The 24904-nt window shown below is 43.9% G+C and carries 28 protein-coding genes and 1 rRNA gene; 8 read left to right on the top strand and 21 right to left on the bottom strand.

All coding sequences use genetic code 11. The features are described from left to right. Positions 1 to 176: 176 nt before the first annotated feature. Positions 177 to 291, top strand: a 5S ribosomal RNA gene (gene rrf, locus BFN00_RS06870). Positions 292 to 538: 247 nt separating this feature from the next. On the opposite strand, the gene BFN00_RS06865 is transcribed toward rrf, so the two are convergent. The 5 genes from BFN00_RS06865 to rplM all read right to left on the bottom strand — a co-directional run bounded on the left by BFN00_RS06865 (position 539) and on the right by rplM (position 3456). Then, positions 539 to 1186, bottom strand: coding sequence for a hypothetical protein (locus BFN00_RS06865; RefSeq protein WP_004645970.1), 648 nt, complete (start codon positions 1184 to 1186; stop codon positions 539 to 541). Between the two features lie 18 nt (positions 1187 to 1204). After that, positions 1205 to 1633 (bottom strand): ClpXP protease specificity-enhancing factor, encoded by a 429-nt coding sequence (locus tag BFN00_RS06860; protein WP_004281679.1) that lies wholly within the window; start codon positions 1631 to 1633, stop codon positions 1205 to 1207. A 9-nt stretch (positions 1634 to 1642) separates the two neighbouring features. Next, entirely contained in the window at positions 1643 to 2296 is a 654-nt protein-coding gene (locus BFN00_RS06855) for a glutathione S-transferase N-terminal domain-containing protein (RefSeq protein ID WP_004645969.1), read from the bottom strand. A gap of 331 nt (positions 2297 to 2627) precedes the next feature. Further along, on the bottom strand, positions 2628 to 3014 hold the full coding sequence (rpsI, locus tag BFN00_RS06850; RefSeq protein ID WP_004281681.1) for a 30S ribosomal protein S9: 387 nt from the start codon (positions 3012 to 3014) through the stop codon (positions 2628 to 2630). 13 nt (positions 3015 to 3027) lie between these two features. Next, a complete protein-coding gene (gene rplM / locus BFN00_RS06845; RefSeq protein WP_004281682.1) occupies positions 3028 to 3456 on the bottom strand; it encodes a 50S ribosomal protein L13 in 429 nt (142 codons plus the stop codon). Positions 3457 to 3761: 305 nt separating this feature from the next. On the opposite strand from rplM, the gene pdxA reads away from it, so the two are divergent. The 3 genes from pdxA to BFN00_RS06830 are packed head-to-tail and all read left to right on the top strand — an operon-like array spanning position 3762 to position 6428. Beyond that, on the top strand, positions 3762 to 4730 hold the full coding sequence (gene pdxA / locus BFN00_RS06840) for a 4-hydroxythreonine-4-phosphate dehydrogenase PdxA (RefSeq protein ID WP_004645967.1): 969 nt from the start codon (positions 3762 to 3764) through the stop codon (positions 4728 to 4730). Positions 4731 to 4763: 33 nt separating this feature from the next. Further along, a complete protein-coding gene (gene rsmA, locus BFN00_RS06835) occupies positions 4764 to 5576 on the top strand; it encodes a 16S rRNA (adenine(1518)-N(6)/adenine(1519)-N(6))-dimethyltransferase RsmA (protein ID WP_004645966.1) in 813 nt (270 codons plus the stop codon). A 6-nt stretch (positions 5577 to 5582) separates the two neighbouring features. Next, positions 5583 to 6428 carry a symmetrical bis(5'-nucleosyl)-tetraphosphatase gene (locus BFN00_RS06830; RefSeq protein ID WP_071850811.1) on the top strand — a complete coding sequence of 282 codons (846 nt, stop codon included), beginning with the start codon at positions 5583 to 5585 and terminating at the stop codon, positions 6426 to 6428. A 57-nt stretch (positions 6429 to 6485) separates the two neighbouring features. Here the strand turns inward: BFN00_RS06830 and BFN00_RS06825 are convergent, their stop codons facing one another. From BFN00_RS06825 to BFN00_RS16240, 8 genes are all read right to left on the bottom strand, one after another. Continuing rightward, complete coding sequence (locus BFN00_RS06825) at positions 6486 to 6932, bottom strand: DUF2147 domain-containing protein (RefSeq protein ID WP_004645964.1); 447 nt, start codon at positions 6930 to 6932, stop codon at positions 6486 to 6488. 147 nt (positions 6933 to 7079) lie between these two features. Beyond that, positions 7080 to 7529, bottom strand: a complete 450-nt coding sequence (locus tag BFN00_RS06820; protein ID WP_004645963.1) for a DUF2147 domain-containing protein — start codon at positions 7527 to 7529, stop codon at positions 7080 to 7082. A gap of 60 nt (positions 7530 to 7589) precedes the next feature. Next, a complete protein-coding gene (locus BFN00_RS06815) occupies positions 7590 to 8039 on the bottom strand; it encodes a DUF2147 domain-containing protein (RefSeq protein WP_004645961.1) in 450 nt (149 codons plus the stop codon). 204 nt (positions 8040 to 8243) lie between these two features. Further along, positions 8244 to 8690 carry a DUF2147 domain-containing protein gene (locus tag BFN00_RS06810; protein ID WP_004732188.1) on the bottom strand — a complete coding sequence of 149 codons (447 nt, stop codon included), beginning with the start codon at positions 8688 to 8690 and terminating at the stop codon, positions 8244 to 8246. Between the two features lie 86 nt (positions 8691 to 8776). Continuing rightward, positions 8777 to 9451 carry an LrgB family protein gene (locus tag BFN00_RS06805; RefSeq protein WP_004732186.1) on the bottom strand — a complete coding sequence of 225 codons (675 nt, stop codon included), beginning with the start codon at positions 9449 to 9451 and terminating at the stop codon, positions 8777 to 8779. Between the two features lie 9 nt (positions 9452 to 9460). After that, complete coding sequence (locus tag BFN00_RS06800; RefSeq protein WP_004281691.1) at positions 9461 to 9832, bottom strand: hypothetical protein; 372 nt, start codon at positions 9830 to 9832, stop codon at positions 9461 to 9463. Between the two features lie 40 nt (positions 9833 to 9872). Next, a complete protein-coding gene (gene hflX / locus BFN00_RS06795) occupies positions 9873 to 11213 on the bottom strand; it encodes a ribosome rescue GTPase HflX (protein WP_004732184.1) in 1341 nt (446 codons plus the stop codon). A gap of 77 nt (positions 11214 to 11290) precedes the next feature. After that, positions 11291 to 11422, bottom strand: a complete 132-nt coding sequence (locus BFN00_RS16240) for a hypothetical protein (protein WP_004645957.1) — start codon at positions 11420 to 11422, stop codon at positions 11291 to 11293. A gap of 189 nt (positions 11423 to 11611) precedes the next feature. Between BFN00_RS16240 and BFN00_RS06790 the strand changes: the two genes are divergently transcribed. After that, positions 11612 to 12421, top strand: a complete 810-nt coding sequence (locus BFN00_RS06790) for a lysophospholipid acyltransferase family protein (protein WP_004732180.1) — start codon at positions 11612 to 11614, stop codon at positions 12419 to 12421. Positions 12422 to 12457: 36 nt separating this feature from the next. Here BFN00_RS06790 and BFN00_RS06785 read toward each other — a convergent pair whose 3' ends face one another. Beyond that, positions 12458 to 14092, bottom strand: a complete 1635-nt coding sequence (locus tag BFN00_RS06785; protein WP_004732178.1) for a phospholipase D family protein — start codon at positions 14090 to 14092, stop codon at positions 12458 to 12460. A 101-nt stretch (positions 14093 to 14193) separates the two neighbouring features. Between BFN00_RS06785 and BFN00_RS06780 the strand changes: the two genes are divergently transcribed. Continuing rightward, positions 14194 to 15204, top strand: coding sequence for a metallophosphoesterase (locus BFN00_RS06780; RefSeq protein WP_071850810.1), 1011 nt, complete (start codon positions 14194 to 14196; stop codon positions 15202 to 15204). A 24-nt stretch (positions 15205 to 15228) separates the two neighbouring features. On the opposite strand, the gene BFN00_RS06775 is transcribed toward BFN00_RS06780, so the two are convergent. The 3 genes from BFN00_RS06775 to trhA all read right to left on the bottom strand — a co-directional run bounded on the left by BFN00_RS06775 (position 15229) and on the right by trhA (position 17856). After that, positions 15229 to 15630, bottom strand: coding sequence for a hypothetical protein (locus BFN00_RS06775; protein ID WP_004732173.1), 402 nt, complete (start codon positions 15628 to 15630; stop codon positions 15229 to 15231). Between the two features lie 131 nt (positions 15631 to 15761). Next, the gene (locus BFN00_RS06770) at positions 15762 to 17069 is read right to left on the bottom strand and encodes an MFS transporter (RefSeq protein WP_004281697.1); all 1308 of its coding nucleotides are present in this window, start codon (positions 17067 to 17069) and stop codon (positions 15762 to 15764) included. 142 nt (positions 17070 to 17211) lie between these two features. Further along, positions 17212 to 17856, bottom strand: a complete 645-nt coding sequence (gene trhA / locus BFN00_RS06765; RefSeq protein ID WP_004732171.1) for a PAQR family membrane homeostasis protein TrhA — start codon at positions 17854 to 17856, stop codon at positions 17212 to 17214. 102 nt (positions 17857 to 17958) lie between these two features. Here trhA and BFN00_RS06760 point away from each other — a divergent pair, with 102 nt between their 5' ends. Together BFN00_RS06760 and BFN00_RS06755 are read left to right on the top strand one after the other, a co-directional pair. Then, a complete protein-coding gene (locus tag BFN00_RS06760; RefSeq protein WP_004732169.1) occupies positions 17959 to 19182 on the top strand; it encodes a class I SAM-dependent methyltransferase in 1224 nt (407 codons plus the stop codon). Beyond that, positions 19176 to 19607 carry a GNAT family N-acetyltransferase gene (locus BFN00_RS06755; protein ID WP_004732166.1) on the top strand — a complete coding sequence of 144 codons (432 nt, stop codon included), beginning with the start codon at positions 19176 to 19178 and terminating at the stop codon, positions 19605 to 19607. The genes BFN00_RS06760 and BFN00_RS06755 overlap by 7 nt, the downstream gene beginning before the upstream one ends. A gap of 69 nt (positions 19608 to 19676) precedes the next feature. On the opposite strand, the gene BFN00_RS06750 is transcribed toward BFN00_RS06755, so the two are convergent. The 4 genes from BFN00_RS06750 to BFN00_RS06735 form a co-directional block, all read right to left on the bottom strand. After that, a complete protein-coding gene (locus BFN00_RS06750; RefSeq protein WP_004732164.1) occupies positions 19677 to 20027 on the bottom strand; it encodes a hypothetical protein in 351 nt (116 codons plus the stop codon). A 160-nt stretch (positions 20028 to 20187) separates the two neighbouring features. Then, positions 20188 to 22323: a 3-hydroxyacyl-CoA dehydrogenase NAD-binding domain-containing protein gene (locus BFN00_RS06745; RefSeq protein WP_004732162.1), complete on the bottom strand. Its 2136-nt coding sequence runs from the start codon at positions 22321 to 22323 to the stop codon at positions 20188 to 20190. Positions 22324 to 22334: 11 nt separating this feature from the next. Continuing rightward, positions 22335 to 23540 carry an acetyl-CoA C-acetyltransferase gene (locus BFN00_RS06740; protein WP_004732160.1) on the bottom strand — a complete coding sequence of 402 codons (1206 nt, stop codon included), beginning with the start codon at positions 23538 to 23540 and terminating at the stop codon, positions 22335 to 22337. Positions 23541 to 23737: 197 nt separating this feature from the next. After that, a complete protein-coding gene (locus tag BFN00_RS06735; RefSeq protein WP_004645946.1) occupies positions 23738 to 24748 on the bottom strand; it encodes an AraC family transcriptional regulator in 1011 nt (336 codons plus the stop codon). Positions 24749 to 24904: the final 156 nt, after the last annotated feature.

The raw sequence follows: 24904 nt of genomic DNA, 5'->3' as shown, positions 1-24904 counted from the left end.
AACTTCGAAAGAAGTGAGGATCAATTGATTCGATATTAAGCAAAACAGCTTGATTTAGTTACGCTGAACGAACAAACTACTGCAACTCAGATATACCTGTTAATAACTCATTTGACCAAGCAACGGCAAACATCAAAAGATGTGAATAAGACCAAATGCAAAGTCATAACAGTTGTGCTGGCGACCATAGCAAGAGTGAACCACCTGATCCCTTCCCGAACTCAGAAGTGAAACCTCTTAGCGCTGATGGTAGTGTGGGGTTACCCATGTGAGAGTAAGTCATCGCCAGCTCATTATTCGAAATCCCCCTCCGCATACGCAGAGGGGGATTTTTTTATGTGCGGGTTTTTAGATAAGATATTTAACATATCTATACCTCAAAGTTGATCAGATTCTTCTGAGACAGAGGACTCCTGTCAATTTGTTTGACCTATTAGGATCTCTGTAAGGCTGGCTCTAAAAGAGTTTATAAGCTGATTTTGTAAATTTTGGCACATAAAAAAACCAGCAAATCGCTGGTTTTTTACTGCTGGCTATTTTATCCAAACACACGCATTACGGCTGCAATTAATACCCAAAGAATGGCAATCGCTACGATTGGTTCAACAATCTTTGCCCATTTTGGGGTGTCGACAACAATCACTTCTTCGATATCTTGATGCTGCTGATTCTGGCTTACCATTTGATTAAACTCCTTCATTGATGCTTCCAATGATAGCTCTTCTTGCACAATTGGTTTAGAGCCTTTGAGTTCTGTTAGCTTGTTTGTTGTCCAAACCCAATCATCTGCTTGACCAGATAAATGTTCAATTTGCCCGGTCAGTAATTCCTGAATGCTATGGATATTATGGTTGCCGGTATCATGCAGTTGTTTTAATTCAATAAGCTGTAAATGAAAAATTTCTGAAGTGCTGTGCTCAAGCTGGGCTCGATCCAGAGTGGATTGATTTTCCGGACTGGTAGCGAGATGACGCACGATTTCCAGGATATATAATTCATCAGGATGATTGATTTCATTATAAATTTTTTGTGGGTTATGACGCCATTCAGTAATAAGTTTTCCTAAAGTTAAGGCATTGATTTCTGATATATATTTTCGTCTTTCTTCTTTTGTATATTCTTTTAGAAGCTCAGGCTTTTGAGTCTCTATCTGTTCAACAAAATATTGTACTAAATCAAAAGCCATTCACTTGCTCCATTATTTTTAATCTAATAGTCTTAAAGTCGGTTTTTTCTTTGGTTGTTCAGTTTGTTCTTCAGTGCTTGATTTTAAAGCATCTTCATCATTTTGTGTATGCTCATATTCACCTGGATCAAAGAATAAACCTTGACCATTTTCACGTGCATAAATACCGAGTACTGCTGCCATAGGCACATAAATATCACGAGAAACGCCACCAAAGCGAGCCGAGAAGCTAATGGCATCATTGCTCATATGCAGCGCATGCACGGCATGTGGCACAATATTCAGAACAATCTGTCCATCTTTAATAAACTGCTCAGGAACCATGGTATTTGGGCGTGTGGCATCCACCAGCAGGTAAGGCGTCATATTGTTATCGCAAACCCACTCATAGATTGCACGTGCCATATAGGGACGGGTAGGGCTAAGGTTGAATTCTTGTTCGGACATGATGTTTCTCTATGGATGTTTGAGTTGCACTGAATAACGGTTCTTTTCCTGCAATGTCATGGATTTTACAAAGGCAGGACGACTAAAAATTCGTTGGCAATATAAATAAAACGGACGGCATTGCTGCTGTGGTAATTCTACGCCCATCTGTTTCAGACGGATAAAAATTGGTGCCAACATACAATCCAGGATACTAAATTGTTCAGACATAAAATAGGGAAAATGCTGGAATAGTGGCATTAGTGAAATCAGGATATCCTGTAACTGCTTTTGTGCCTGAGTTCTGGCTTTCTTATCCAGCGTATCAGGATGGCGTAACATGAGATCAGCCAGTTTCAGCCAGTCATTTTCAAAGCGCCAGATGTATTGTCGTTGCTCTGCCCGGGGCATCGGAGCATCGGCATACAGTTTATTCTGACGATAACGATCATCTACATATTCTGAGATAATCGAAGTATTAAATAATTTAAGTTCATTTTCGATCAGCATCGGCAATTGATTATAAGGATTGAGACTGGCCAGATCCTCATCATCGGCATCCACCAAAATCAGGTTATATTTAATCTGTTTTTCGGTAAGCACATAGCGAATCCAATGGGAACGAAAGTCATCGGCATGACTATAGAGAGTGATTCCTTGAAGAGGCGCGCTTTCGACTGACATAAATCCTGATGAGCTTCTAATGAATAGACTAGGATACTAAAATTCAACCTAAAAAGCACCAAGCATCAAAGATCAATCGGCTTGAGCCAAGGTAGATTATAAGAAAAACAACTGGAGGAAAATAAGATGCTGATCAAGCTTCCTGTCATTTTGCTGTTTATCTGTATTGGGATCGCAAATTATTATTTGATGAAGTCATTCTGGTGTCACGAAGGGGTATGGGGTAAGGATGTACATGAACAATAACAAGAAAAAAGTTCTAAATGACCCACTAACCGCCATAAAAAAACCCTGGAAAATCCAGGGTTTTTTGTCCGATTCGGTAAACGAATTAACGTTTAGAGAACTGAGGACGTTTACGAGCTTTACGTAAACCAAGTTTCTTACGTTCAACTTCACGAGCATCACGAGTAACGAAACCAGCTTGACGAAGAGCAGGTTTTAAAGTTTCGTCAGAAGCGATCAATGCACGAGTAATACCGTGACGGATAGCGCCTGCTTGACCACCAATACCACCACCAGCAACAGTGATGTAAAGGTCATATTTGTCAGTAGCTTCAAGAAGCTCAAGTGGTTGGTTAACAACCATACGAGCAGTTTCACGACCGAAATACTGTTCAAGAGTACGGTTGTTAATTACGAGTTTACCAGTACCAGCTGATAGGAAAACACGTGCAGTTGCGGTCTTACGGCGACCTGTACCATAATTAGTAGCCATGTGCTGTTATCCCTTAGATGTCCAAAACTTGTGGCTGTTGAGCAGCGTGTGGATGCTCAGTACCTGCATACACTTTCATTTTCTTGATCATTGCATAACCAAGAGGACCTTTAGGTAACATACCTTTAACAGCTTTTTCTAGAACTGCTTCTGGTTTGTGAGCGATTAACTTTTCAAAGTTAGTCTCACGGATACCACCAGGGAAACCAGTGTGGCGATAGTATTTCTTATCTTGTGACTTTTTACCAGTCACAGTGATTTCTTCAGCATTGATAACAACGATGTAGTCGCCAGTGTCAACGTGAGGAGTATAAGAAGTTTTATGCTTACCGCGTAAACGACGAGCGATTTCAGTCGCAAGGCGACCTAAAGTTTTGCCAGAAGCATCAACAACGTACCAGTCGTGTTGAACTTCAGCTGGCTTAGCGCTGAGAGTTTTCATTAAACCACTACCTATTATAGTTGGTTTGGACTATGGAATCTGTCCAAACTAAAGGAGACGCGATTCTAAACGAATACGTGAAGAATCACAAATGAAAATTAAAATTTCAAGCGCTGTATTTTATCTAATCTCCCTGGTGAAAGAAAGACCTAAGCCTTTATATGCTACAAAAACTGCAACTATATTTGTAACCATAGTTTCAATGGTATCAAAATATTGATTTATAAGTACTCTTTGCAATGATTACTACAGCGTAGGCGTGATCGGGTTATAATATTTCTCAGCTTTGCCAAATTGAGAAGATGATGCTGCCTTTATATGTCACCAGTGGGGAACCTGCCGGAATTGGTCCTGATATTTGCCTGAGTCTTGCAGATCGTGTTGATGAGCGCCCAATTGTGGTATTGGCGGATATTCATATGCTCGAGCAACGTGCTCAGATACTCAAATTATCGGTTGAGCTGATTGAATATCAAGGACAGGAGTCATCTTCAGGCATCGGTCAGCTATTTGTAGAGCATGTTCCCGTGCAGCAAGACGTCGTATTGGGTGAGCTGAATCTGAACAATGCGGCTTATGTACTGGAGCAACTGCGTCGATCCGCAGACTATGCCATGTCAGGAAAAAGTGTCGGCGTCGCGACTGCGCCTGTACAAAAGTCCGTGATAAATGAAGCGGGCATTTCTTTTAGTGGTCATACCGAGTATTACCAGGAATTTGCTGGTGTTCCACGTGTAGTCATGATGCTGGCCACCAAAACTTTACGCGTGGCCTTGGCCACTACCCATCTTCCGCTTCGTGCCGTGGCAGATGCGATTACGCCTGAACGCTTGCATCAGGTGATTGATATTCTGATTCACGACCTGAAATCCAAATTCAAGATTGAACAGCCGAATATACTGGTTTGCGGTTTAAATCCGCATGCCGGGGAGGGCGGTTATTTGGGGATGGAAGAAATTGAAGTGATCAATCCGGTACTCGAAAGCTATCGTGCCCAAGGTATCAACATGAGTTTAAGCCTACCTGCTGATACTTTATTTACTCCAGAAAACCTAAAAGATGCTGATGCTGTTCTGGCGATGTATCACGATCAGGGCTTACCTGTGTTAAAATCACAGGGCTTTGGTGAAGCCATTAATATTACCCTCGGCTTACCGTTTATTCGAACTTCTGTTGATCATGGCACAGCACTCTCCCTTGCGGGGACGGGACTTGCGAAAAGTTCCAGCCTGCACGTTGCTGTCGATTTAGCCCTCGATCTGGCGCGCCACTGATTATTGTTCATCACTCACGTTGGAAATGTTTTTATGTATCAAATTAATGCCTTAAACCCAAAAGATGAAGGGCATCAGGCTCGAAAAAGATTTGGTCAAAACTTTTTACATGACCAGCGTGTCATTGCCAAAATTGTACGCTCAGTCAATCCGCGTCCAGGTCAGAACATTCTGGAAATTGGCCCGGGTCTGGCCGCTTTGACTTCACCTTTAATTGGCGAATGTGATGCCTTAACCGTACTTGAGCTGGATCGTGATCTGGCTGCTGGTCTGCCGGGTCGTGTGCCGCATCCGGAACGTTTAACCATTATTGAAGCCGATGCCTTGAGATATGATTATTCTCAATTGTTTCAGGAAGATCGTCCACTACGTGTCGTCGGTAACTTGCCTTATAATATTTCTACGCCATTGTTATTCCATCTTTTGGAATTTGGTGACAAAGTGCAAGACATGCATTTCATGCTACAAAAAGAAGTCGTGGATCGCATTACCGCATCACCGAATACCAAAGAATATGGCCGTCTGTCGGTGATGATTCAATATTTCTGTAAACCGACTTTCTTATTCGAAGTGCCACCTGGATCTTTTAATCCGCCTCCAAAAGTGACCTCAGCGGTATTCCGTTTAGAGCCTTATAAAGTTAAACCGATTGTGGCGAAGAATGAAAAAGCGCTGGCACGTCTGGTATCGCATGTCTTTACCCAGCGTCGTAAAACTCTGCGTAACAGCTTGAAGGGTATGCTGGTCGAAGAAGGTTTTGAAAAAGCGGGTGTTGATCCGATGGCGCGTCCAGAAACCCTAACCCTTGAACAGTTTGTTGCACTTTCAGATCAAATGGTGGCTTAAATTACGATGAACCGCACTGCTCGATATAATTATGTGATTGGGGATGTTCAAGGTTGTTTTGAGGCCTTGAAAGCTTTACTCAAGGAAATCCAGTTTGATGCAGAACAAGATTTTATCTGGTTTGCTGGAGATTTGGTTGCACGTGGTGAAAACTCAATCGCTGCATTGCGGTTTATCAAAAAGCTGGCTGAACAAGGTGCGGCTGCGACGGTCTTGGGAAATCATGATTTGACTTTGCTGGCTTATGCCCGTGGTATCAAGCCAGTAAAAGAAAAAGACAATGTCCGTGATGTGATTGATGCGATCGACAGTGATGACCTGATTGACTGGCTGCGCAAACAGCCAATGTGTCTATTTCCAAATGAGCAGACTATTCTGACGCATGCTGGAATTCCGAATATCTGGAGTGCAGAAAAAACTGCTCAATTGGCACAAGAAGTTGAAGCGATCATTGCTCATGATGACTTTGATGTGCTGGATGATTTCCTGAAAGAAATGTTCGGGAAAGAACCAGCACTCTGGTCGGATCAACTACAAGGCCATGAACGTATTCGCTGTATCGTGAATTACTTGACCCGGATGCGTTTAATCGATGCTAAGGGACGCCTGGAATACAGCTTTAAAGATGCGCTGGATGATCCGATGCCGCAAGGCTTTAAACCTTGGTTTGAGTTTGAATCACAGGCCGCACAAACTCATCAGATCCTGTTTGGTCACTGGGCCGGCTTGAACGGTAAAACCATTTCGAACAAGATTCAGAATGTAGATGGCGGTTGTGTCTGGGGTAATCAACTGATGGCCTTCCGCCTGGAAGATCAGCAGATGTTCGCGGTTGATAATCCGGTGATCTAAGTGTATCCAATAAAAAGCCACGTGATCACGTGGCTTTTTTAATTCTTGGATTCTTGATTAGTCTGCACGAATCCAGGTCTGGTTACGGCCTAGAACTGAAACGCCCATACTGGCACGTAAGGTTAAACGTTTACCGGTATTGTTTAAACGCATTTTTGCATCATAAATTTTACCTGCCAATGGATCGATAATACGACCTTTGTCATAATTTTTGGTGCCTTCAACCAGTTTTAGGCCTTTTAAAATGGTCATGCCTAAAATAGGCTGATTGGTATAAGGTGCAGGGCAGTTATTGCATTTTTCACGTGGATTATAGTCTGGGCGAGGCGTGATTTTTACAATTTTGCCTGAATAGGTATTATTTGCTTCTTTGCTAATGACGATAATCGCTTTAGCCGCCCCCGTTTTATCATCAATTTGTTGCCAGGTCCCGGTAATATCGTCTGCCCACAAATTCGTCATACATCCTGCTGTAAGCGCGGCAAGTAATATTTTTTTAAACATAGAGAGTCATTCCAAAGAATTTTTATCATCGCCCGCTCATGTTAGAAATCTTACTAAAATAGTCAACACTTATCTGAATACTATAGAGTTGATACACTAAAAAAAGCTGCCAATTTGGCAGCTTTTTTGAATAATGAGAATTAGGTATTAATCTTGGCGAATCCAGGTCTGGCTACGGCCTAAAGCGGACACACCCACATAACCACGCAAGGTTAAACGTTTACCATTGGCATTTAGACGCACTCGAGCGTCATAAACTTTACCTGCCAATGGATCAATCACTTTACCTTTTTCATAATTGTTGGTGCCTTCCACATGTTTTAAACCAGTCAATACATCCATGCCCATGATCGGCTGATTGGTATAAGGCGCGGGACATTTATTGCAGGTCTTTTGTGGAGTATAGCCTGGACGTGGAGTCACTTTGATAATTTTTCCAGCAAAAGTCCCATTATCATTTTGACGAATTTCAATAATTGCTTTTGGTGAGCCGGTTTTATCATCAATTTGCTGCCAGATGCCCGTCAGATCCTGTGCATAAGCAGTCCCAGTCATCAGTGCAGCGATGAACATTAATCCTAATTTAGTTTGTTTCATTATATTTATGCCTTTTTTATAGATGAATAAAATATCCCCAACACAAAAGTGCTGTTTTTATTAATCCTGGCGAATCCAGGTTTGTGTGCGACCAATCGCAGAGATCCCGATATATCCACGTAAAGTCAGTCGTTTCCCATTGGCAGAAATCCGCCCTTTTAAATCATAAATTTTGCCGGTGAGTGGATCGAGTACCCGGCCATGTGCATAGTTATTTTTGGTGGTGGGTTTCAGTCCTTTAATAACGTCTAATCCCAAAATCGGTTTATCGGTATAAGGTGGTGGACATTTGACACATTTTTCCCGTGGTGTATAACCTGGGCGAGGTGTGACTTTATTAATCGTTCCGGTATAGGAGCCATCAGCCTGCGTTTTCATTTCAATCAATGCTTTAGGTGAGCCGGTTTTATCATCAATCTGTTGCCAAAGACCAGATAACTCCTGAGCAAAGGCCATAGAGCCTGTGAATAAAGAAGCTGAAAAAACAGTTAAAATTGCGATTTTATACATGCGATATCCTTATCCTTATTTTTTTATGAACATTCACCTAATTCCATGTGGTGAATGTTGACGCAAACTACGTTAATACACTTTCATAATATATATTGCATGAAAAAAGCATATGTTTAATATTCATACAACTTAATGCATTAAAATGCAAGCTTCTATCTACTAAAGCATAACCCCGTCACATTTTATTTAATAAAGCAGGAATTAATCCTGCTTAATCCAGGTTTGACTACGGCCTAGTGCTGAAACGCCGATATAGCCGCGTAGGATCAGACGTTTCCCATTAGCACTTAATTTTGCCTTGGTGTTATAAAGATTCCCTGATAATGGATCAAGCAGCTTGCCTTGAGCAAAACTGTTATTGCCGACGTGCTTTAAGCCAGTGAGCACATCCAGACCGAGAATAGGTTTATTGGTATAAGGTGCAGGACAGGACACACAGTTTTCTTTCGGGGTATATCCAGGACGCGGGGTAATTTTTGTGATCTTGGCAGCATAGACGCCGGAAGCCGTCTCACGAATTTCGAGGAATGCTTTAGGCGAACCAGTTTTGTCGTCAATATTTCTCCATGTGCCTGAAAGGTCAGAGGCAAAGGCCAAATGGCTGAAAGAGGCTAAAAGTAAAGTTGAAAAAAATTGAACCTTATTCATATATCTGTTCCTAGGTTGGATTAGAGTTCTTACTCTATAGTAAGAACGATTACCACATAAAACAAATGATTAATTTGATTCACTAGTCACATTTTTTGCAAATAAAGTATAAACGTAGGCAACCAGACCGCGGTAAAGACTGCATTGACGGCCATACCAAATGCGGCATAACGTCCTGCAATACTGCCACGCTGCCAGGCCTGAGCTGTACCAATGGCATGTGCGGCTAGTCCTAAAGCCAGTCCGGAGGCACGTTCATCATTGATATGTCTCAGAATAAATGGAGAAAAAGCTGCACCAATCACACCAGAAAGAATCACGATCAGAATGACCATGCTGATGGGTGCATCCAGCAGGGTGGCAATATTAATCGCAATTGGAGTGGTCACTGCGCGGGTAGCAAACGCCATAATATCTGCAGAGGACATATGCAGCAGATAAGCTAGTCCCATCGGCAAGGCGACAGCACTGATACTGGCAAAAACCAAAATGCCGATAATGGCTTTGAGCGGCAAGTCATCGTAGCGCATCGCGGCCAAAGGGATAGCAAGTGCGACGGTCACATAGCCGAGTAAATGGTTGAAAAGTGGATTAACTTCATCCATGTAATTTTCATAGGGAATGCCGAGCGCAAATAAAATCACCAGTACAAAGAACATGCTGAACACGATGACGGGAATTTGCGGAATGAACCGGTTACAGGGTTTGGCAATCAGATAGGCGATGAGGGTAACCGCAAAGCCATACAAAATAGATAACATGCGGAACTCCTATAACCAGCGCTTGGCCATTTTGGCGTAAATCCATAAAGGAATCAGGGTGCTGAAAAACATGATGAACAGAAAGGCCGGAATTTTCTGGCCCATATGTACCAGCATCATCAGTGCACCTGCACTGACAGGCAGGAAGGCAAAGGCGCTTTCCTTCATGAGCTTGTTATTGGTATCGACCAGGCGAGCAGGAAGCTTGCCAAAATAGCGCCAGGTAAACAGCGCAATTAAAAGGCTCAATAATCCGACCAGATTACCTAATTCAGGATGATTCAGTTGGGTCATTAACCAGACTGAAGCTTCCCGAAAGACAATAATTAGTAAAAGGGTGCCGATCCATGCCGGCCAATCTATTCGTTTTATCCAGTTCATTGCTATGATCATTAATATTAATAAGTTTACTTATCAAGTTTTACTCGATCTTTGACTGGATTTCAAACGCTTCCAGTGGACGTTGAAATTGCTGCGCCTGTTTGCCCAGGATTTCATCTAAAGGTAAATGCGCCTGTTTAATCAACTGTTCCAGTTTCTGTGGGGCAATTCGAATATGCAGATGTAGTTGGCCTTCATCATCATAATGTTCTGACTGGATCACATTCAGACCATAGAGCTGGTTGCGCAGCTTGCCATAAGCGGGTTTCAAGATTAAATCGAAAGACTGTAGTTGCCCCATCAAGGACTCATGTACTGCTTTACGCAGCAGGTCAATTCCTTCGCCACTATGTGCCGAAACATAGACCCGTTCCGGTTCACCTGGACGTCGATAAATAATTTTGGCTTCTTCACCGCTACAGTCAATTTTATTGTAAACCTGCAAGATCGGCACATCTGCACCAATTTCTTTCAGCACTTTTTCTACAGCTTCAATCTGCTCCAGCATTTCTGGGCTGCTTGAATCAATGACATGCAGTAACAGCGTGGCTTCTACGGTTTCCTCCAAAGTTGCTTTAAAGGATTCAACCAGCGAATGGGAAAGGTTACGGACAAAACCTACCGTATCGGCCAGCACCAGATTGCCAATCCCATCCCATTCCAGACGCCGTAAAGTAGGGTCCAAGGTTGCAAACAGCTGATCGGCTGCATAGACATCGCTGTTGGCGAGTAAATTAAACAAGGTGGACTTGCCGGCATTGGTATAACCGACCAAAGATACCGTCGGCACAGCAGCTTTTTGACGAGCAACACGGCCTTGCATCCGGGTCTGGCGGACTTTATCAATGCGTGCCTTGAGCTGTCCCATACGGATACGCAGCAAACGGCGGTCAGTTTCCAGCAGGGTTTCACCCGGGCCACGTAAACCGATCCCGCCTTTCTGGCTGTCGAGATTGCCACGACTACGAATTAAACGCGAAGATAAATGTTGTAGCTGTGCCAGTTCGACTTGCAACTTGCCTTCATAGGTACGGGCACGCTGGGCAAAAATATCCAGAATCAGTTCAGTACGATCGACCACGCGGCATTTGATCACCTGTTCCAGATTACGGGCTTGGGCTGGGGTCAGGGCATGGTCAAAAATAACCAGGTTGGCCTCCAGTTCTTCAACACGTTCGGCGATTTCTTCTGCCTTGCCGGAGCCGATAAAAAATTTGGCATCGGGTTTCACCCGCTGAGCATAAATATGTTCCAGAATTTCAGCATCTGCAGACTGGGCCAGCAAACGAAACTCTTCAGCATCAAGGTCATCCAGCATTTGTACGCTGACACTCACCAGAATGACGCGCTCTTTCCCTCGATGTTGTTGTAAATATTCCACTCAGGCCAATCTCCACTTGAAAACTTTAGTGTAGTTGAAAAAGGGCTGTGCAGATACTGAATTAGCACGGCTTTGGTTTAAAGTGCGCTGATAAACAGTTGTGCAAGTGTTACCAGTACCACGGCATAGATGAAGGTGCCGCCCAAAATATATTTGAGCACTTGTAAAGGCTGTGGTGTGTCGTTCGCGGGCTGAGTTTGATCTGGCATAGCTATGATCCTTTTCAATCTAATATTTCGATAGTTTTATTTTGAATGATTTTTTAATCCAATTAAAATTGAAGATATAGATGTTATTGGTCGATTTTTATTATCAATGCAAGTTGCGAATGAACAGTATAGAATGAGTTTAATTCGTGGATATTCCCTGTATCTCGCTTAGGATTTAATGACGTTTTTATGAACTCGACTGTACAAAACCAGACTCCAGATATCGAAGGCTTGGCCAAGTTTTTCCTGTATAGCCGGAAAATCACAGCTTCATTGGCTACCATTAGTGAAGGGTTTTACTTGGTTTTTCGTCATGGCTTATATAAAAATCCGAATAACCCGACCAATACGCGCTATGTGCAACATTTTTGCCGTCAGTTATGCAAAGTATTCAATATCGAAGTGCAGGTGCATGGCGAGATTCCACGTGAACCCGCCTTATGGGTCAGTAATCATGTGTCTTGGCTGGATATTGCCGTTCTGGGTTCCGGAGCGCGCGTATTTTTTCTGGCGAAAGCAGAAATCGAGAACTGGCCGATTCTAGGCAAATTGGCCAAGGGTGGGGGTACCTTATTTATTAAACGGGGTTCAGGAGATTCCGTCAGGATCCGTGAACAAATTACCGATTTTCTCAAACAGAATATTCCGGTGCTGTTCTTTCCTGAAGCGACGACTTCTGATGGACGAGCCATCAAAAAAGTGCATGGCCGGATTTTAGGCGCCGCGATTGAAGCGCAGCGTCCTGTACAAATCTGTCTGATTTGTTATGTGAATCAGCAGGGCGAACTGGATATGGTTGCGCCGTTTGTCAATGACATCAGTTTTGCTGCCCATGTCAAAAAAGTACTGGAAATGCCGCAAGTCATTGCACATTTAGTGGCTTTACCTGCAATTGCCACGGAAGGGCATACGGTTGAAAGCCTTACCCGTGTGGTCCAGGAAAAAATGCAGACTGGCCTAGTTGAACTTCAGTCACGGGTATTGAAAAAGCCTCAATAAGAGGCTTTTTTATGGTTTTTGTTCAAAGAATCAAACTTACATAAAGCCTTCAATAGGCAGCCACGACACCAGTTTAAGTCCAGCTTTCTGATACCATTTCATTTTTGGTTCTTTGGTAAACGTTTGAACGTCACCATTGGCTTTCTTGATTTTCCAGTTAATGTTCTGATTCGCATCCAGCACCAGTTTATACGCATATTTGCTTAAATTTTTGTCCATGGTGTCGTGTACTGCACGTGCCAAAGACGGACTGTTCAGCAACACGCCAATTTCAGTATTCAAATAGGCTGAACGCGGATCAAAGTTAAAAGAACCAATAAACACCTGTTTTTGATCCAGTGCCATCAGTTTGGCATGCAGGCTGGAACGGCTCAGTCCTTTCAGGCTGACTTTAGCTTTTTTCGAAATTTCCTCAGTATTGGCATTTAGGTGATTAGCTTCTGGGGCTGCTAGAAACTCATACAGCTGCACCCCATTTTCCAATAGATCCTGACGATATTTGGCATAAAAAGCATGCACTACGGCAACGTCATTGGCCTTAAAAGAGTTGGTCAGGACACGAACCTTGATATTCTCATTCGCCAATTTCTTTAAACGGTCTGCGCCGATTTTTTCCGGAACAAAATAGGCAGAGACAATATCGACACTTTGTTCAGGTTTTTCCAGACGCTGTAATAACTGGAAATTCAGGTGTTCTTCGGTTTTGGCCTTGGCTTTGATTTTGCTCGGTGGATCTTTGACTACTTCGGCTTCCACCCAATCCAGCTGAATGTTTTGTTCCAGCCATTGGTCAAAGGCTCTGGAACGATTGGCCAGATCCAGATAATTTTGAGTGGCTGGATCCTGACTATGGGTTTCTAGCTGTTGTTTTAAGCTTGGAAAACGTAAGCCATGATGCCGTGGATTCACCACCTCTTGTACCGGATAGGCATAATCATCATTCCAGTATTCATCGAAGGAATGAATGATTTCATCCGATGCTGCACCGACCAGCATCACATCGACATCAGAGAACTGATAGCTTTCACTGACATTATAATACTGGTTACTCATATTGCGCCCGCCAATCAAGGCAATCTGGTTATCGGCAATAAAGCTTTTATTGTGCATGCGGCGGTTAATGCGCTTTAAATCCAGCACCATGTCCATGGCGCGGTATTTACGAAAGCGATAGGGATTATACAGTTTGACATCGATATTTTGATGCTGGTTTAAGGCCAGATAAATCCCTTCCATTTTCTTGGCATTATTGTCATCCATCAACAGGCGCACTTTTACGCCACGATCTGCTGCCTGAATAATCGCATGCAGAGCGAGGGCACCGATTCGGTCGTTATCCCAGATGTAATATTGTAGATCCAGACTGCGTTCCGCTTTATTAATCAGCTGAATCCGAGCAGCCAGTGCTTCAAGCGGATCATACAGCACGCGATAACCAGTCAACCCGATGTTCTGATCACGTAAAGGTTCAACAATTTGTGCCAGGCTGGTTTGCGAGGTATCCGTTTCAAATGCCATCTGGCTTGGCTGTTCGGTTTGCTTGGGTAAGGTGCTACACGCAGGAAGACCCAGTACCAGGCTACAGCTCAGTAAAATGCCGGCTTTATAGCGATGAGTGCGTATAAAACTTGAGGATTGAAGGTGAACTTGATCGCGGGGAGCAGTGGCCATATAAGTCGAAGAATGAAAAATTAGAATTGAGTATAATTGCCAGCTATGAAAAGATAAATATAAAGCCAGTAATCTGCTGCTCGACTGAATAAGGCCAATTTATGTGGGATTCGAATTCCGTACTGTTTTATTTTTATCTGGGAATGGCGATTTTAGCCATCTGGGCGGTGGCTCAGGCATGGTCGAGCCAATCACGTACCGAAACCATTCATCCCTTTAAAGCTTTTGGTCATTTGCTGGCGTTTTATCTTGCCTATTTATTGATCCCTTTGGTTTTCTTCAGTATTTACGCTGGATGGACGGGGTATTATTCACTGCATGAAGCTATTTTTGTATTTTTGCTCAGTGGGGTTTTGACTTATGCACGCTTTATCGAGCCGCATTTAATTCAAGTGAAAACGACACAATATCAGATCAATGCAGATAAACGTTTAAAGCAGCCAGTAAGAATCGCCCTGATTGCAGACTTGCATATCGGTCTGTTTTCGGGTCATGAGCGGCAGTTGCGACAAATTGTACACAAATTAAATCATATTCAACCTGATTTGGTGGTGGTTGCTGGCGACTGGACTTATGAGCCAGAAAATAAACTGGCACAGGAGCTGGCAGTTTTAAAAGAGATTCACGCTCCCGTTTATTCAGTCAATGGTAATCACGATGAGCAATATCCCGGACCGCCGATTCGGGAATTGTTGCACTATGCACTGCAAGTCAATCAGGTCATGGATATTGAAGGTCAAATTGTCGAATTTGATGAATTTCGTCTCTTGGGTGTAGGTGATCTCTGGGCTGGAAAAGCCGATATGCGCAGTTTGCCCGACCTGCCTCAGGACAAGCCTTGGGTCATTCTTTCGCATAACCCTGATACAGTCGATATGATTCCGAAACTGCCGACGCGCCCTCTAATGCTGTCTGGACATACTCATGGCGGACAGGTAGAGCTGCCTTGGCTGACCGATTACGTCATGAAAAAAGTTTCAATTTTGGGGCATAAAAAGGGCATGTACCGTCATGAACATGCAGATGTGTTCGTCACTGTCGGTACCGGCTTGGTCGGTGTACCTTTTCGTTTCCGGGTGCCGCCTACCATTGATATTATTGAACTGATTTAAATTCAGTCGGCGTGCTGTATCGCGTTAACTGATGATCCAGACCAGAATCAGCAAGACCACTGCGACGGCCGCCATCATCCAGATTTTCTTTTCGATTTTGCGAGTCGGCACATTTTCACGTAATTGCTGTGCAGTGATTTCAGCTTCTGTGGATGTGCTCAAACTAGGATGGGTGGGGATTTCCAGTGGCGGTGTCACCAGATCGATATCACCGGCATCATCACTAAAGCGTGGACCGGTACTTTCATGTTTCATGACCACATCATGTTCCCGCACAATTTCATCAATCACTTGCAGTGCTTGAGCTTCATCCAAGGGTGTATTCTCGGTGATATAGCGAACAGCTTCTAATTTTTTATCATCTTCCAGCAAAATAATGATATTGACCAACTGCTCCTGCGAGAGGTATTCGATAAGATCCTGCATGGCCTTGCCTCATTTTTTGAATTGAGTTCATTTGATTGTTGAGCAAATTTAACGAGATAAGTAGCCGAATTTTGTTGTGAAATCATAAAAAAGCCAGCATCGAGTGCTGGCTTTTGAATCAATCTAAAATCTTAGATCTGATTGTTTACATCATCATTTTTGGTTTCACGAATCAGTAAAAACGCGACAAGCGACAGGATAGATGCTGCGGTCAGGTAATAACCGACTGCAGACAAACCATAGGCCGTTGCCAGCTTGGTTGCGATTAGCGGTGCAAATGATGCACCGAAGATGCCTGCCAAGTTAAAGGTTAATGCAGAACCCGTATAACGTACTGAAGTCGGGAAGATTTCAGACAATACCGTACCGATTGGCCCATAAGTTAAGCCCATGATCGCCAGACCAATACACAAGAACAGGAACACCACCAAAGTGCTGCCAGATTCAAGCATATCTGCAAAGAAGATACCGAAGATCGCAGAAATGACACATACCGCAATCGAAGTGGTCTTACGGCCAAATTTCTCAGCCAATACTGCTGAAAGCGGGATAAAGGCAGCAAAACACAGGGTCGCAACTAACTGCAATTGCAGGAATTCTTCACGAGAATAACCAAGTTGTTTGGTTCCCCATTGCAGCGCAAATACCGTAGTAAGATAGAACACAACGAAAGTACAGATTGCAGCAATCGTACCCAGAACCAGCATGCGGGAATGCTTTTTGAATACCTGAACAAAAGGAACATTCACTTCTTTCTGTTTATCCAGCACTTTTTGGAAAGCAGGTGTTTCATGCAATTTTAAACGAATCCATAAACCCACAATTACCAACAAGGCACTTGAGATAAACGGAATACGCCAGCCCCAAGCCATAAAGTCAGCTTCAGACATGAAAGCGCCAAGCGTCAGGAAAGAACCTGTTGCCAGAATAAAGCCGATTGGAGCACCCAGTTGCGGGAACATGCCATACCAGGCACGCTTGCCTTCAGGGGCATTTTCAGTTGCAAGAAGTACAGCACCTGACCATTCACCACCTAGACCCAAGCCCTGACCTAAACGGCACAGTGCAAGTAACAATGGCGCAGCAATTCCGATTTGCGCATAAGTTGGTAACAGGCCAATCGCAACGGTTGAAATCCCCATAGTTAGCAAAGCTGCAACCAAGGTGGCTTTTCGTCCGATCCGGTCACCTAAATGACCAAATAATGCTGCACCAATCGGACGGGCAATAAATGCAATGGCAAAAGTCGCAAGAGACTGAATGGTTGCGGTCATTGGATCTGTACTAGTAGGGAAGAACAGATACGGAAAAATAATGACAGCAGCGGTGGCATAAATATAAAAATCGAAGAATTCGATTGTGGTGCCTACCAAGCTTGCTGTTAAAACGCGAAATTTTGAATTTTGTGCTGGCTGAGCAGCAGAATTAGACGACGCCATGGAAAACCTTACACTTACTAAAAATAAAAAAACTTAGTTTTAAAAGCGTAATCTTTTTAAAAAAGGCGTAATTTTTTAAAAAAACAACTGCAATCTTCTCGCTTCAACTCGCTCAGGGTCACTGAAATGAAAAAGGAGATGATTAAATCACGTAAAGATAGATAGACAGAAAATGTGATCCTGCGCCTATCAATACAAATATGTGCCAGATAGCGTGGGTATATCTTACTCTTTTTAAAGCGTAAAACAATGCACCCACGGTATAAGCGAGTCCACCAATGATGAGAAAGGTTAAAGATTGAGCACTTAAATATTGCTGCATGTCATCAATCACCAGCAGCGCCAGCCAGCCCATGGCCAGATAAGCCGCCAAAGAAAGTTTCTGGAAACGATGAATGAAAACGAACTTGAAAAGTGTGCCAAGAAGGGCAATCACCCACAGCGCAATCAATAAATACTGGGCTTTGGCGGTCGGAATGGCAATTGACAGGAAAGGGGTATAGGTTCCGGCGATTAAATAATATATCGCAGTATGATCGACTTTTTTATAAAAATAACGGCGGTCTGCCGCAGTGGCCATGTGATAGAGCATAGAAGCAGAAAATAACAGAATCATGCTCAGCGCATAAACCCACAGTCCAATCCATTGTCCAGTACTGAGGTAAGAACCTTTAATAATCAAAAGAATACCAGCAACAATGGACAGTCCGGCACCTACACCATGACTAATATAGTTAATTCGTTCCTCATTTTGATCATAATCTGAAACCAGTGGAGCATTCTGCATGATTGTCATTCTTCTTCAAATATACACTTGTATAGTAATTCAATTTTGCTTTTAGGTTAAGAAGATTTAAACTTGATGCGCAATTCATTTCAGGTTTTATCTATGTCAACGTTGACAACTCTCTCAGATCAGGAACAGCAATTCTTGGACACCTTTCAGCAAGCTGTTGAAAGGGATCAATTTGATCGCCTGATCTTAAGCCAGTATAAAGGTGAACTGCAGGATTTAGAGAAAATGACCTTGCGAGTCATTCCATTAAATGAACAGCGCGTATTGAGCTGCCTGTATCGTTACAAGACCCAGGATGTCACCAAAAATTATCCTTTAGATGAAGCATTATTCCAGGTTACTTCACTACTGGCGTGTTGTAAGCAAGCCAATCTGATCACAATTGATGAAGAATTACAGTTGAAAAAAAACAAGAAAAAAGCCATGTTGACACGGAGTAAACATAAAGTAGCGATGAATCAGGCGAAGCCTGTTGAACAAGGTCATGACCGGATTAAACAACGTTTTGTCGATCAGGACAGTATCTTTCTCCAGCATCTCGGGATTACCGATCAAAAAGCGCAAATCATTCCGAGCATGGCGCGCAAATGGAAGCAGATTAATAAGTTTGTGGAAATTTTCTCAGGTGCCTTGGCGCAGATTAAGCCACAGGCTGAAGGCCTGCGCGTGGTGGATTTTGGTTCGGGTAAGGGCTATCTGACCTGTGCTTTATATGACTATATGCGAAAACATGGTCAAACGCCGTATGTCACCGGGGTAGAGCTTAATCCGAAAATGGTCGAGTTCTGCCAGAATGTCGCGCAGCAATCCGGTTTTGATCAGCTGGACTTTTTCCAGGGGGATGTGCGTACCTATGCACCGGAACGTCTGGATGTAATGATTGCCTTGCATGCCTGTGATGTAGCAACAGATTTTGCGATTCATAGCGGGATTCGCCTGAATGCACAGATGATCATGTGCGCACCGTGTTGTCATAAGGAATTGCGTCCACAGTTGCAGGCACCAAAGGTATTGAGCCCGATGTTACAGTTTGGCATTCATGCCGGACAGCAGGCTGAAATGCTGACCGATACCATTCGTGCTTTATTGCTCAAAGCTTATGGTTATGAAACCAAAGTTTTTGAGTTCGTGGCGCTGGAACATACCAGTAAAAATAAAATGATTCTGGCGACAAAGCGCAAAGACTATCAACAACCCGATCAGGCGATTCTGGCACAAATCCAGGCACTAAAAGAGATGTATGGGATCCAGAAACATTCACTGGAATTGTTGCTTAATGATCAATGGGATCAGCAGGGAATCGGATCTAAATGCTAAATAGTCCAGAACTTAAAATAGTTTCCGGAAGCTGGAAAGATTTGGCAGTGTATGCCAAAGCGATTCGTGAAGCGGTGTTTATTCAAGAACAGCATATTGCAGCTGAAGATGAGTGGGATGCTGAAGATGCGGTTGCTATACATTTCGTTGTTTTTCAGCAGGATCAGGCGATCGCTACAGCACGTTTATTGTCAAATAACAGTATCGGTCGGGTTGCAGTCCTAACCACAGCACGCAGTTTAGGTGTTGGTCAGTGCTTGATGCAGGCTGTGATTGACTATGCGCGTGCAGAGCAGCGTGGGTTGGTCAAGCTATCTTCGCAAGTACATGCCATTGGCTTCTATCAAGCGCTGGGATTTGAAGCTCAAGGCGAGGAATATCTGGATTGTGGTATTCCGCATATTGATATGTATTTAAAGCTTTAATTTTCAGCCATTCAAATATGAAAAAGCGAGGCATTGACCTCGCTTTTTGATGCATAGACTGAATCTGGATCAGTGGCCATGCGCTGGATTTGAGCTGTGCTCGGCATTATCCATATTGGCATGTTCTTCAGCTGACATATTGTGTTCAGCAGCTGTCGTATCTATAGGAGCAACATTATTGGCAGCTTCACGTGCTTCACGATCCGCCTGCGCTTTGGCAATGGCTTCTGGAGACATCGTCGGTGCATTTTTAAAAGCATGCTGCTGGGTAGTCTGTTTATTTTGCTGGCTTGGCATGTAATCCGGTTCATTACTTATCGCGAGCCAAAAAATAAGCATGAATAGTCCACCTAAAATACAGAAGATGATAAGTGCTTTCCAGCCCCAAGGAGATTTTTCAGGTGAACTGTGATCAGTCATAGGTCTTACCCACGTGGATATCAAACTTATGTAACTTTATAACATAAATTGATCAAAAAGCAGATCGAAATCTGTCATCAGATGAGTCTATCCAGTGCATTAAGCAAATCCAGAAGATAAAAAAGAGGAAACACGTTCCTCTTTTATTTAAGTGCCTAAGTTATTGAATCGGCTGGGCGTGTGCTGCGCGATCTTTGAGGAGTTGTGGGGCTTTGAAGCGTTCGCCATATTTATTTTCAAGTACTTTGGCACGGGTCACGGCTTTGGCTAAACCATACTGATTCAGGAATTGTACTGCACCGCCCGTCCAGGCGGCAAAGCCAATACCAAAAATGGAACCGACATTGGCATCAACGACAGATTCCAGGACACCTTCTTCCAGACAGCGCACGGTATCTAATGCCTGTACAAATAGGAAGCGGTCAATCATTTCCTGTTCAGAAATATCGTTGTCTTTTTTCCAGTAGCTGAGACCAGACCAGAGCTGCTTTTTGGCATCGGCCGGATAATCATAAAAACCTTGGCCGGCAGCCTTACCTTTACGGTTAAATTCGTGAATCATGCTGTGAATCACCTCATCCGCAGGTGATTTAGTGATGGTCTGACCTTGTGCTTCTAAAGCTTTATATCTTTCATTGGCCACATGTTCAGACAAGGTCAAGGACACTTCATCCTGAATCGCCAACGGACCCATCGGCATACCGGCTTTGAGTGCAGCCATTTCAATTCGCGCCGGATGTACACCTTCTGCCAGCAGGCGTAAACCTTCCTGCACAAAGGTACCAAACACGCGGCTAGTAAAGAAACCACGGCTGTCATTCACCACAATCGGTAATTTGCCAATTTGCTGCACGAAATCGAAAGCTTTGGCCAGCGTTTCTGGCGAGGTATTTTTACCTTTGATAATTTCCACTAGCTGCATTTTATCGACCGGACTGAAGAAATGCAGGCCGATAAAGTTCTGATCATTTTTTGAAGCCTGGGCTAATTCTGTGATCGGCAGGGTCGAGGTATTCGAAGCCATTACGCCGTTGCTGGCAAGATATTGTTCTGCCTCTTGTGTAACTTGAGCCTTGAGCGTGGGATTCTCAAATACGGCTTCAATGATCAGGTCGCAACCGGCTAGATCTGCATTCGATGCAGTTGTTTGAATCAGGCTTAAAACCTGATCTCGTTTCTCGGCTGATAAACGCCCTTGAGCGAATTTTTTATCCAGCAGTTTCTGGCTATAGGCTTTGCCTTTTTCAGCTGCTTCGATTGAAATATCTTTTAATACTACAGGAATGCCTTTGCTGGCAGTGGCATAGGCGATCCCAGCACCCATCATACCCGCACCTAGAATACCGACTTTAGTGGCTTTCCACCTTTCAAGACCTTGAGGGCGACTGGCGCCGGACTTGATTGCATTCAGACCATGCCAGAAGGTGCCAATCATATTTTTAGAAATTTGACCGGTCGCCAAATAAGTAAAGTAACGCGATTCAATGGTCAGGGCAGTATCGACATCGACCTGTGCACCTTCTACCGCAGCCGACATGATCGCTTCAGGTGCAGGGTAGCAGCCTTTGGTTTTATCGCGCAGCATCGCCGGAGCAATTGCCAGCATCTGTGCAACTGCTGGTGTCGAAGGGCTACCACCCGGAATTTTATAGCCTTTTACATCGAATGGCTGCTGAGATTTTAGATTGGCTTTGATCCAGGCAATGGCCTTTTCTAGCAATTCATCTGTACTGTCTGCGATCTCATGAATCAACCCTAAAGATCTGGCTTTATCGACTCCAAACTGTTTGCCTTCCATTAATAAAGGAAGGGCATTTTGCAGACCGAGCAGGCGGACGCTACGGACGATACCACCGCCACCTGGTAATAAACCCAGTGTGACTTCAGGCAGGCCAAATTTGCTTTTAGGGTCATTCAGGGCAATACGATGATGGGCACACAAGGCAATTTCCCAGCCCCCGCCAAGCGCTGTACCATTCAGTGCAGCAACGACAGGAATACCGCGAGTTTCGATATAGCGTAGTTTGGCTTTCATCTCTTCAATCATATTGAAGAATTCAGTTGCATGTTCAGGAGTGGCTTGAATCAGTTCATCCAGATCGCCGCCAGCAAAGAAAGTTTTTTTCGCTGAACGGAAAATAATCCCGGCAATATCTTCATCTGCTTGTAACTGGGCAACGACTTCATCCAGTGCCGTGCGAAAGTCGGCATTCATGGTATTGGCAGACTGGTTTGGAGAATCAAACGTTAAAATAACAATATTATCTTCATTTTTTTGATATTGAATTGCGCTCATTATTTTTCTCCTTATACCAGTTCAATAATGGTTGCGATGCCCATACCGCCACCTACGCAAAGTGTAGCCAGACCCCGCTTTTTGCCCTGGCGTTCTAACTCGTCCAGTAATGTCCCTAAAATCATCGCACCAGTCGCACCGAGTGGATGTCCCATGGCAATTGCGCCTCCGTTGACATTCACCTTGGCAGGATCAACTTTCATTTCATTGATAAAGCGCATCACCACAGCAGCAAAGGCTTCATTGACTTCAAACAGGTCAATATCATCAATTGTTAAACCGGCTTTCGCCAAGGCCTTACGAGCGGCCGGGGCAGGGCCGGTCAGCATAATGGTTGGATCTGCACCGACCAGTGCCGTCGCCAGTACTTTGGCACGTGGCTTGAGACCTTGTTCTTTTACTGCTTGTTCCGATGCGATCAAAACCACAGCTGCACCATCGACAATGCCTGAAGAATTCCCGGCATGATGCACATGATTGATAGCACCCACTTCAGGATATTTTTGCAGGGCAATTGAATCAAAGCCCATTTGCCCCATAGTGGCGAAACTTGGATTGAGTTTGCCTAGGCCTTCTGCGGTCGTTGTCGGTTTGATAAATTCGTCTTTGTCCAGAATCACCACACCGGCTTTGTCTTTTACCGGGATCACGGATGCATTGAAATGGCCATGGGCTTGAGCAGCAGCCGCTTTCTTTTGTGATTGTTCGGCAAACTGATCTACATCTGCACGGCTATAACCGTCAATGGTAGCAATCAAGTCCGCACCAATACCTTGTGGAATAAAGTCACAAGCCATATTGGTTTCAGGGTCCAGTGCCCAAGGACCACCGTCTGAACCCATCGGAACGCGGGACATGGATTCGACTCCACCTGCAACAACCAGATCTTCCCAGCCAGAACGGACTTTTTGTGCGGCCAGATTGACAGCTTCCAGACCGGAAGCACAAAAACGGTTAATTTGCACACCCGCCACATCATTGTCCCAGCCGGCAGCGATGGCAGCCGTTTTGGCAATATCGGCACCCTGATCACCAATTGGGGTGACACAGCCGAGCACGATATCATCTACTTTTGAGGTATCAAATTGATGACGAGCCTGAAGTTCATTGAGTAAACCAGTCAGTAATGAAATGGGTTTTACTTGATGTAAAGATCCATCTTTTTTGCCTTTTCCGCGTGGCGTACGAATGGCGTCAATAATATATGCCTCGCTCATAGCATGTCCCTTTTATTGATTTGATGAAAATTATTCTAATGACTCGAGTGTAATGCTTAATTTTTGAAGTGCAATGACGAGAACGGGCCAGATCATTTGAGCGATTTAGCCAATTTTAGCTATAAAAAAGCCTAAGCTTTTGCTTAGGCGGAGAGAACTGGTTTTATTATTAAATATTATTTCGCAACATCATTTGATTAATGATAGCCATGTAATTGACGATACAGACCCGGGGTTACACCCGTCCATTTTTTGAAGGCACGGTGGAAAGTACTGGTTTCACTGAAACCGACTTGTTGCGCGACATCTTCAAGGGTTAGATCCGGATTAAGTAACAGGTGAATTGCGGCATCACGGCGCAGGGCATCTTTCACACCTTGATAGCTTTTACCTTCGGCTGCCAGACGGCGACGCAAAGTTTGCGGTGATAGATAAAGCATCGACGCGACATCGTTTAATGTTGGCATTTCTTCGCCAATCTGGCTTTTCAGTACATCACGAATACGTGAAGTCAGTGAATTGGTATTTTTGAATTTCACCAGCAGTTGGGCCGGCGCTGCTTTCAAAAATTCCTCCAAGGTTTCTTCATTCTGGCGAATTGGTAGGTCCAGATAGTCCGCAGCAAAAGTGATCTCGGTACGTGGCATATCGAACTGCATTACCGGCGCAAAGAATAAAGCATCATATTCATCGGCATGGTCTGGACGAGGATAGCTAAAATGCACGCGTTCCAGTGGCAGGCGACGTTCAATGAGCCAAGACGCTAAGCCATGCCAGATCATCAGCATGCTTTCGGTAATGAAATGATCCGGATCCATTGCGTTTGGAATGAGTGGAACCAGACGAGCTTCGTGTTTGTCGCGTTCTAGGGTCACCGACCAGTCATCACCAAAGAGTTTGTAGAACTGGGAAGACAGTTCCAGTGCATCACCCAGAGTTTTGGCATGAATAATGAGCTGACACATGATCGCAAACGTACCCAGACGGCGTTGCTGTTTATCAAAGCCAACATGCTCGTCCTGAGTCACCATCCACAACATTTTTATAAAGCGGGTATATTGTTCAGGCGAAATACGGGCTTTGGGTTGATGCAGCAGCTCTGCTTCAATCCCGACGTGAGACAATAAAGTATCGACATCCATGCCCAGACGTTTAACGCCAGATAGAGCTGCATTGACGAAATGGATACTGATCGTATCACGACTCATGTTTAATCCTTCAGTCTCTTTAATGTTCACTAATAATTGACCTAAATGACGAAAAATAATAAAGCAATGGCAATTTACAAGAATACCTTTGCCATTTTCTTACATATTAGATTGCCGAAACTATCAAGGTAAATGGCTGAACATGACATTGTTTTT

It is taken from the genome of Acinetobacter sp. AR2-3 (assembly GCF_001878775.1).
GTDB lineage: Bacteria > Pseudomonadota > Gammaproteobacteria > Pseudomonadales > Moraxellaceae > Acinetobacter > Acinetobacter lwoffii_D.
The sequence above is the reverse complement of the archived record's forward strand: the minus strand, read 5'-3'. Positions and strand labels throughout refer to the sequence as shown.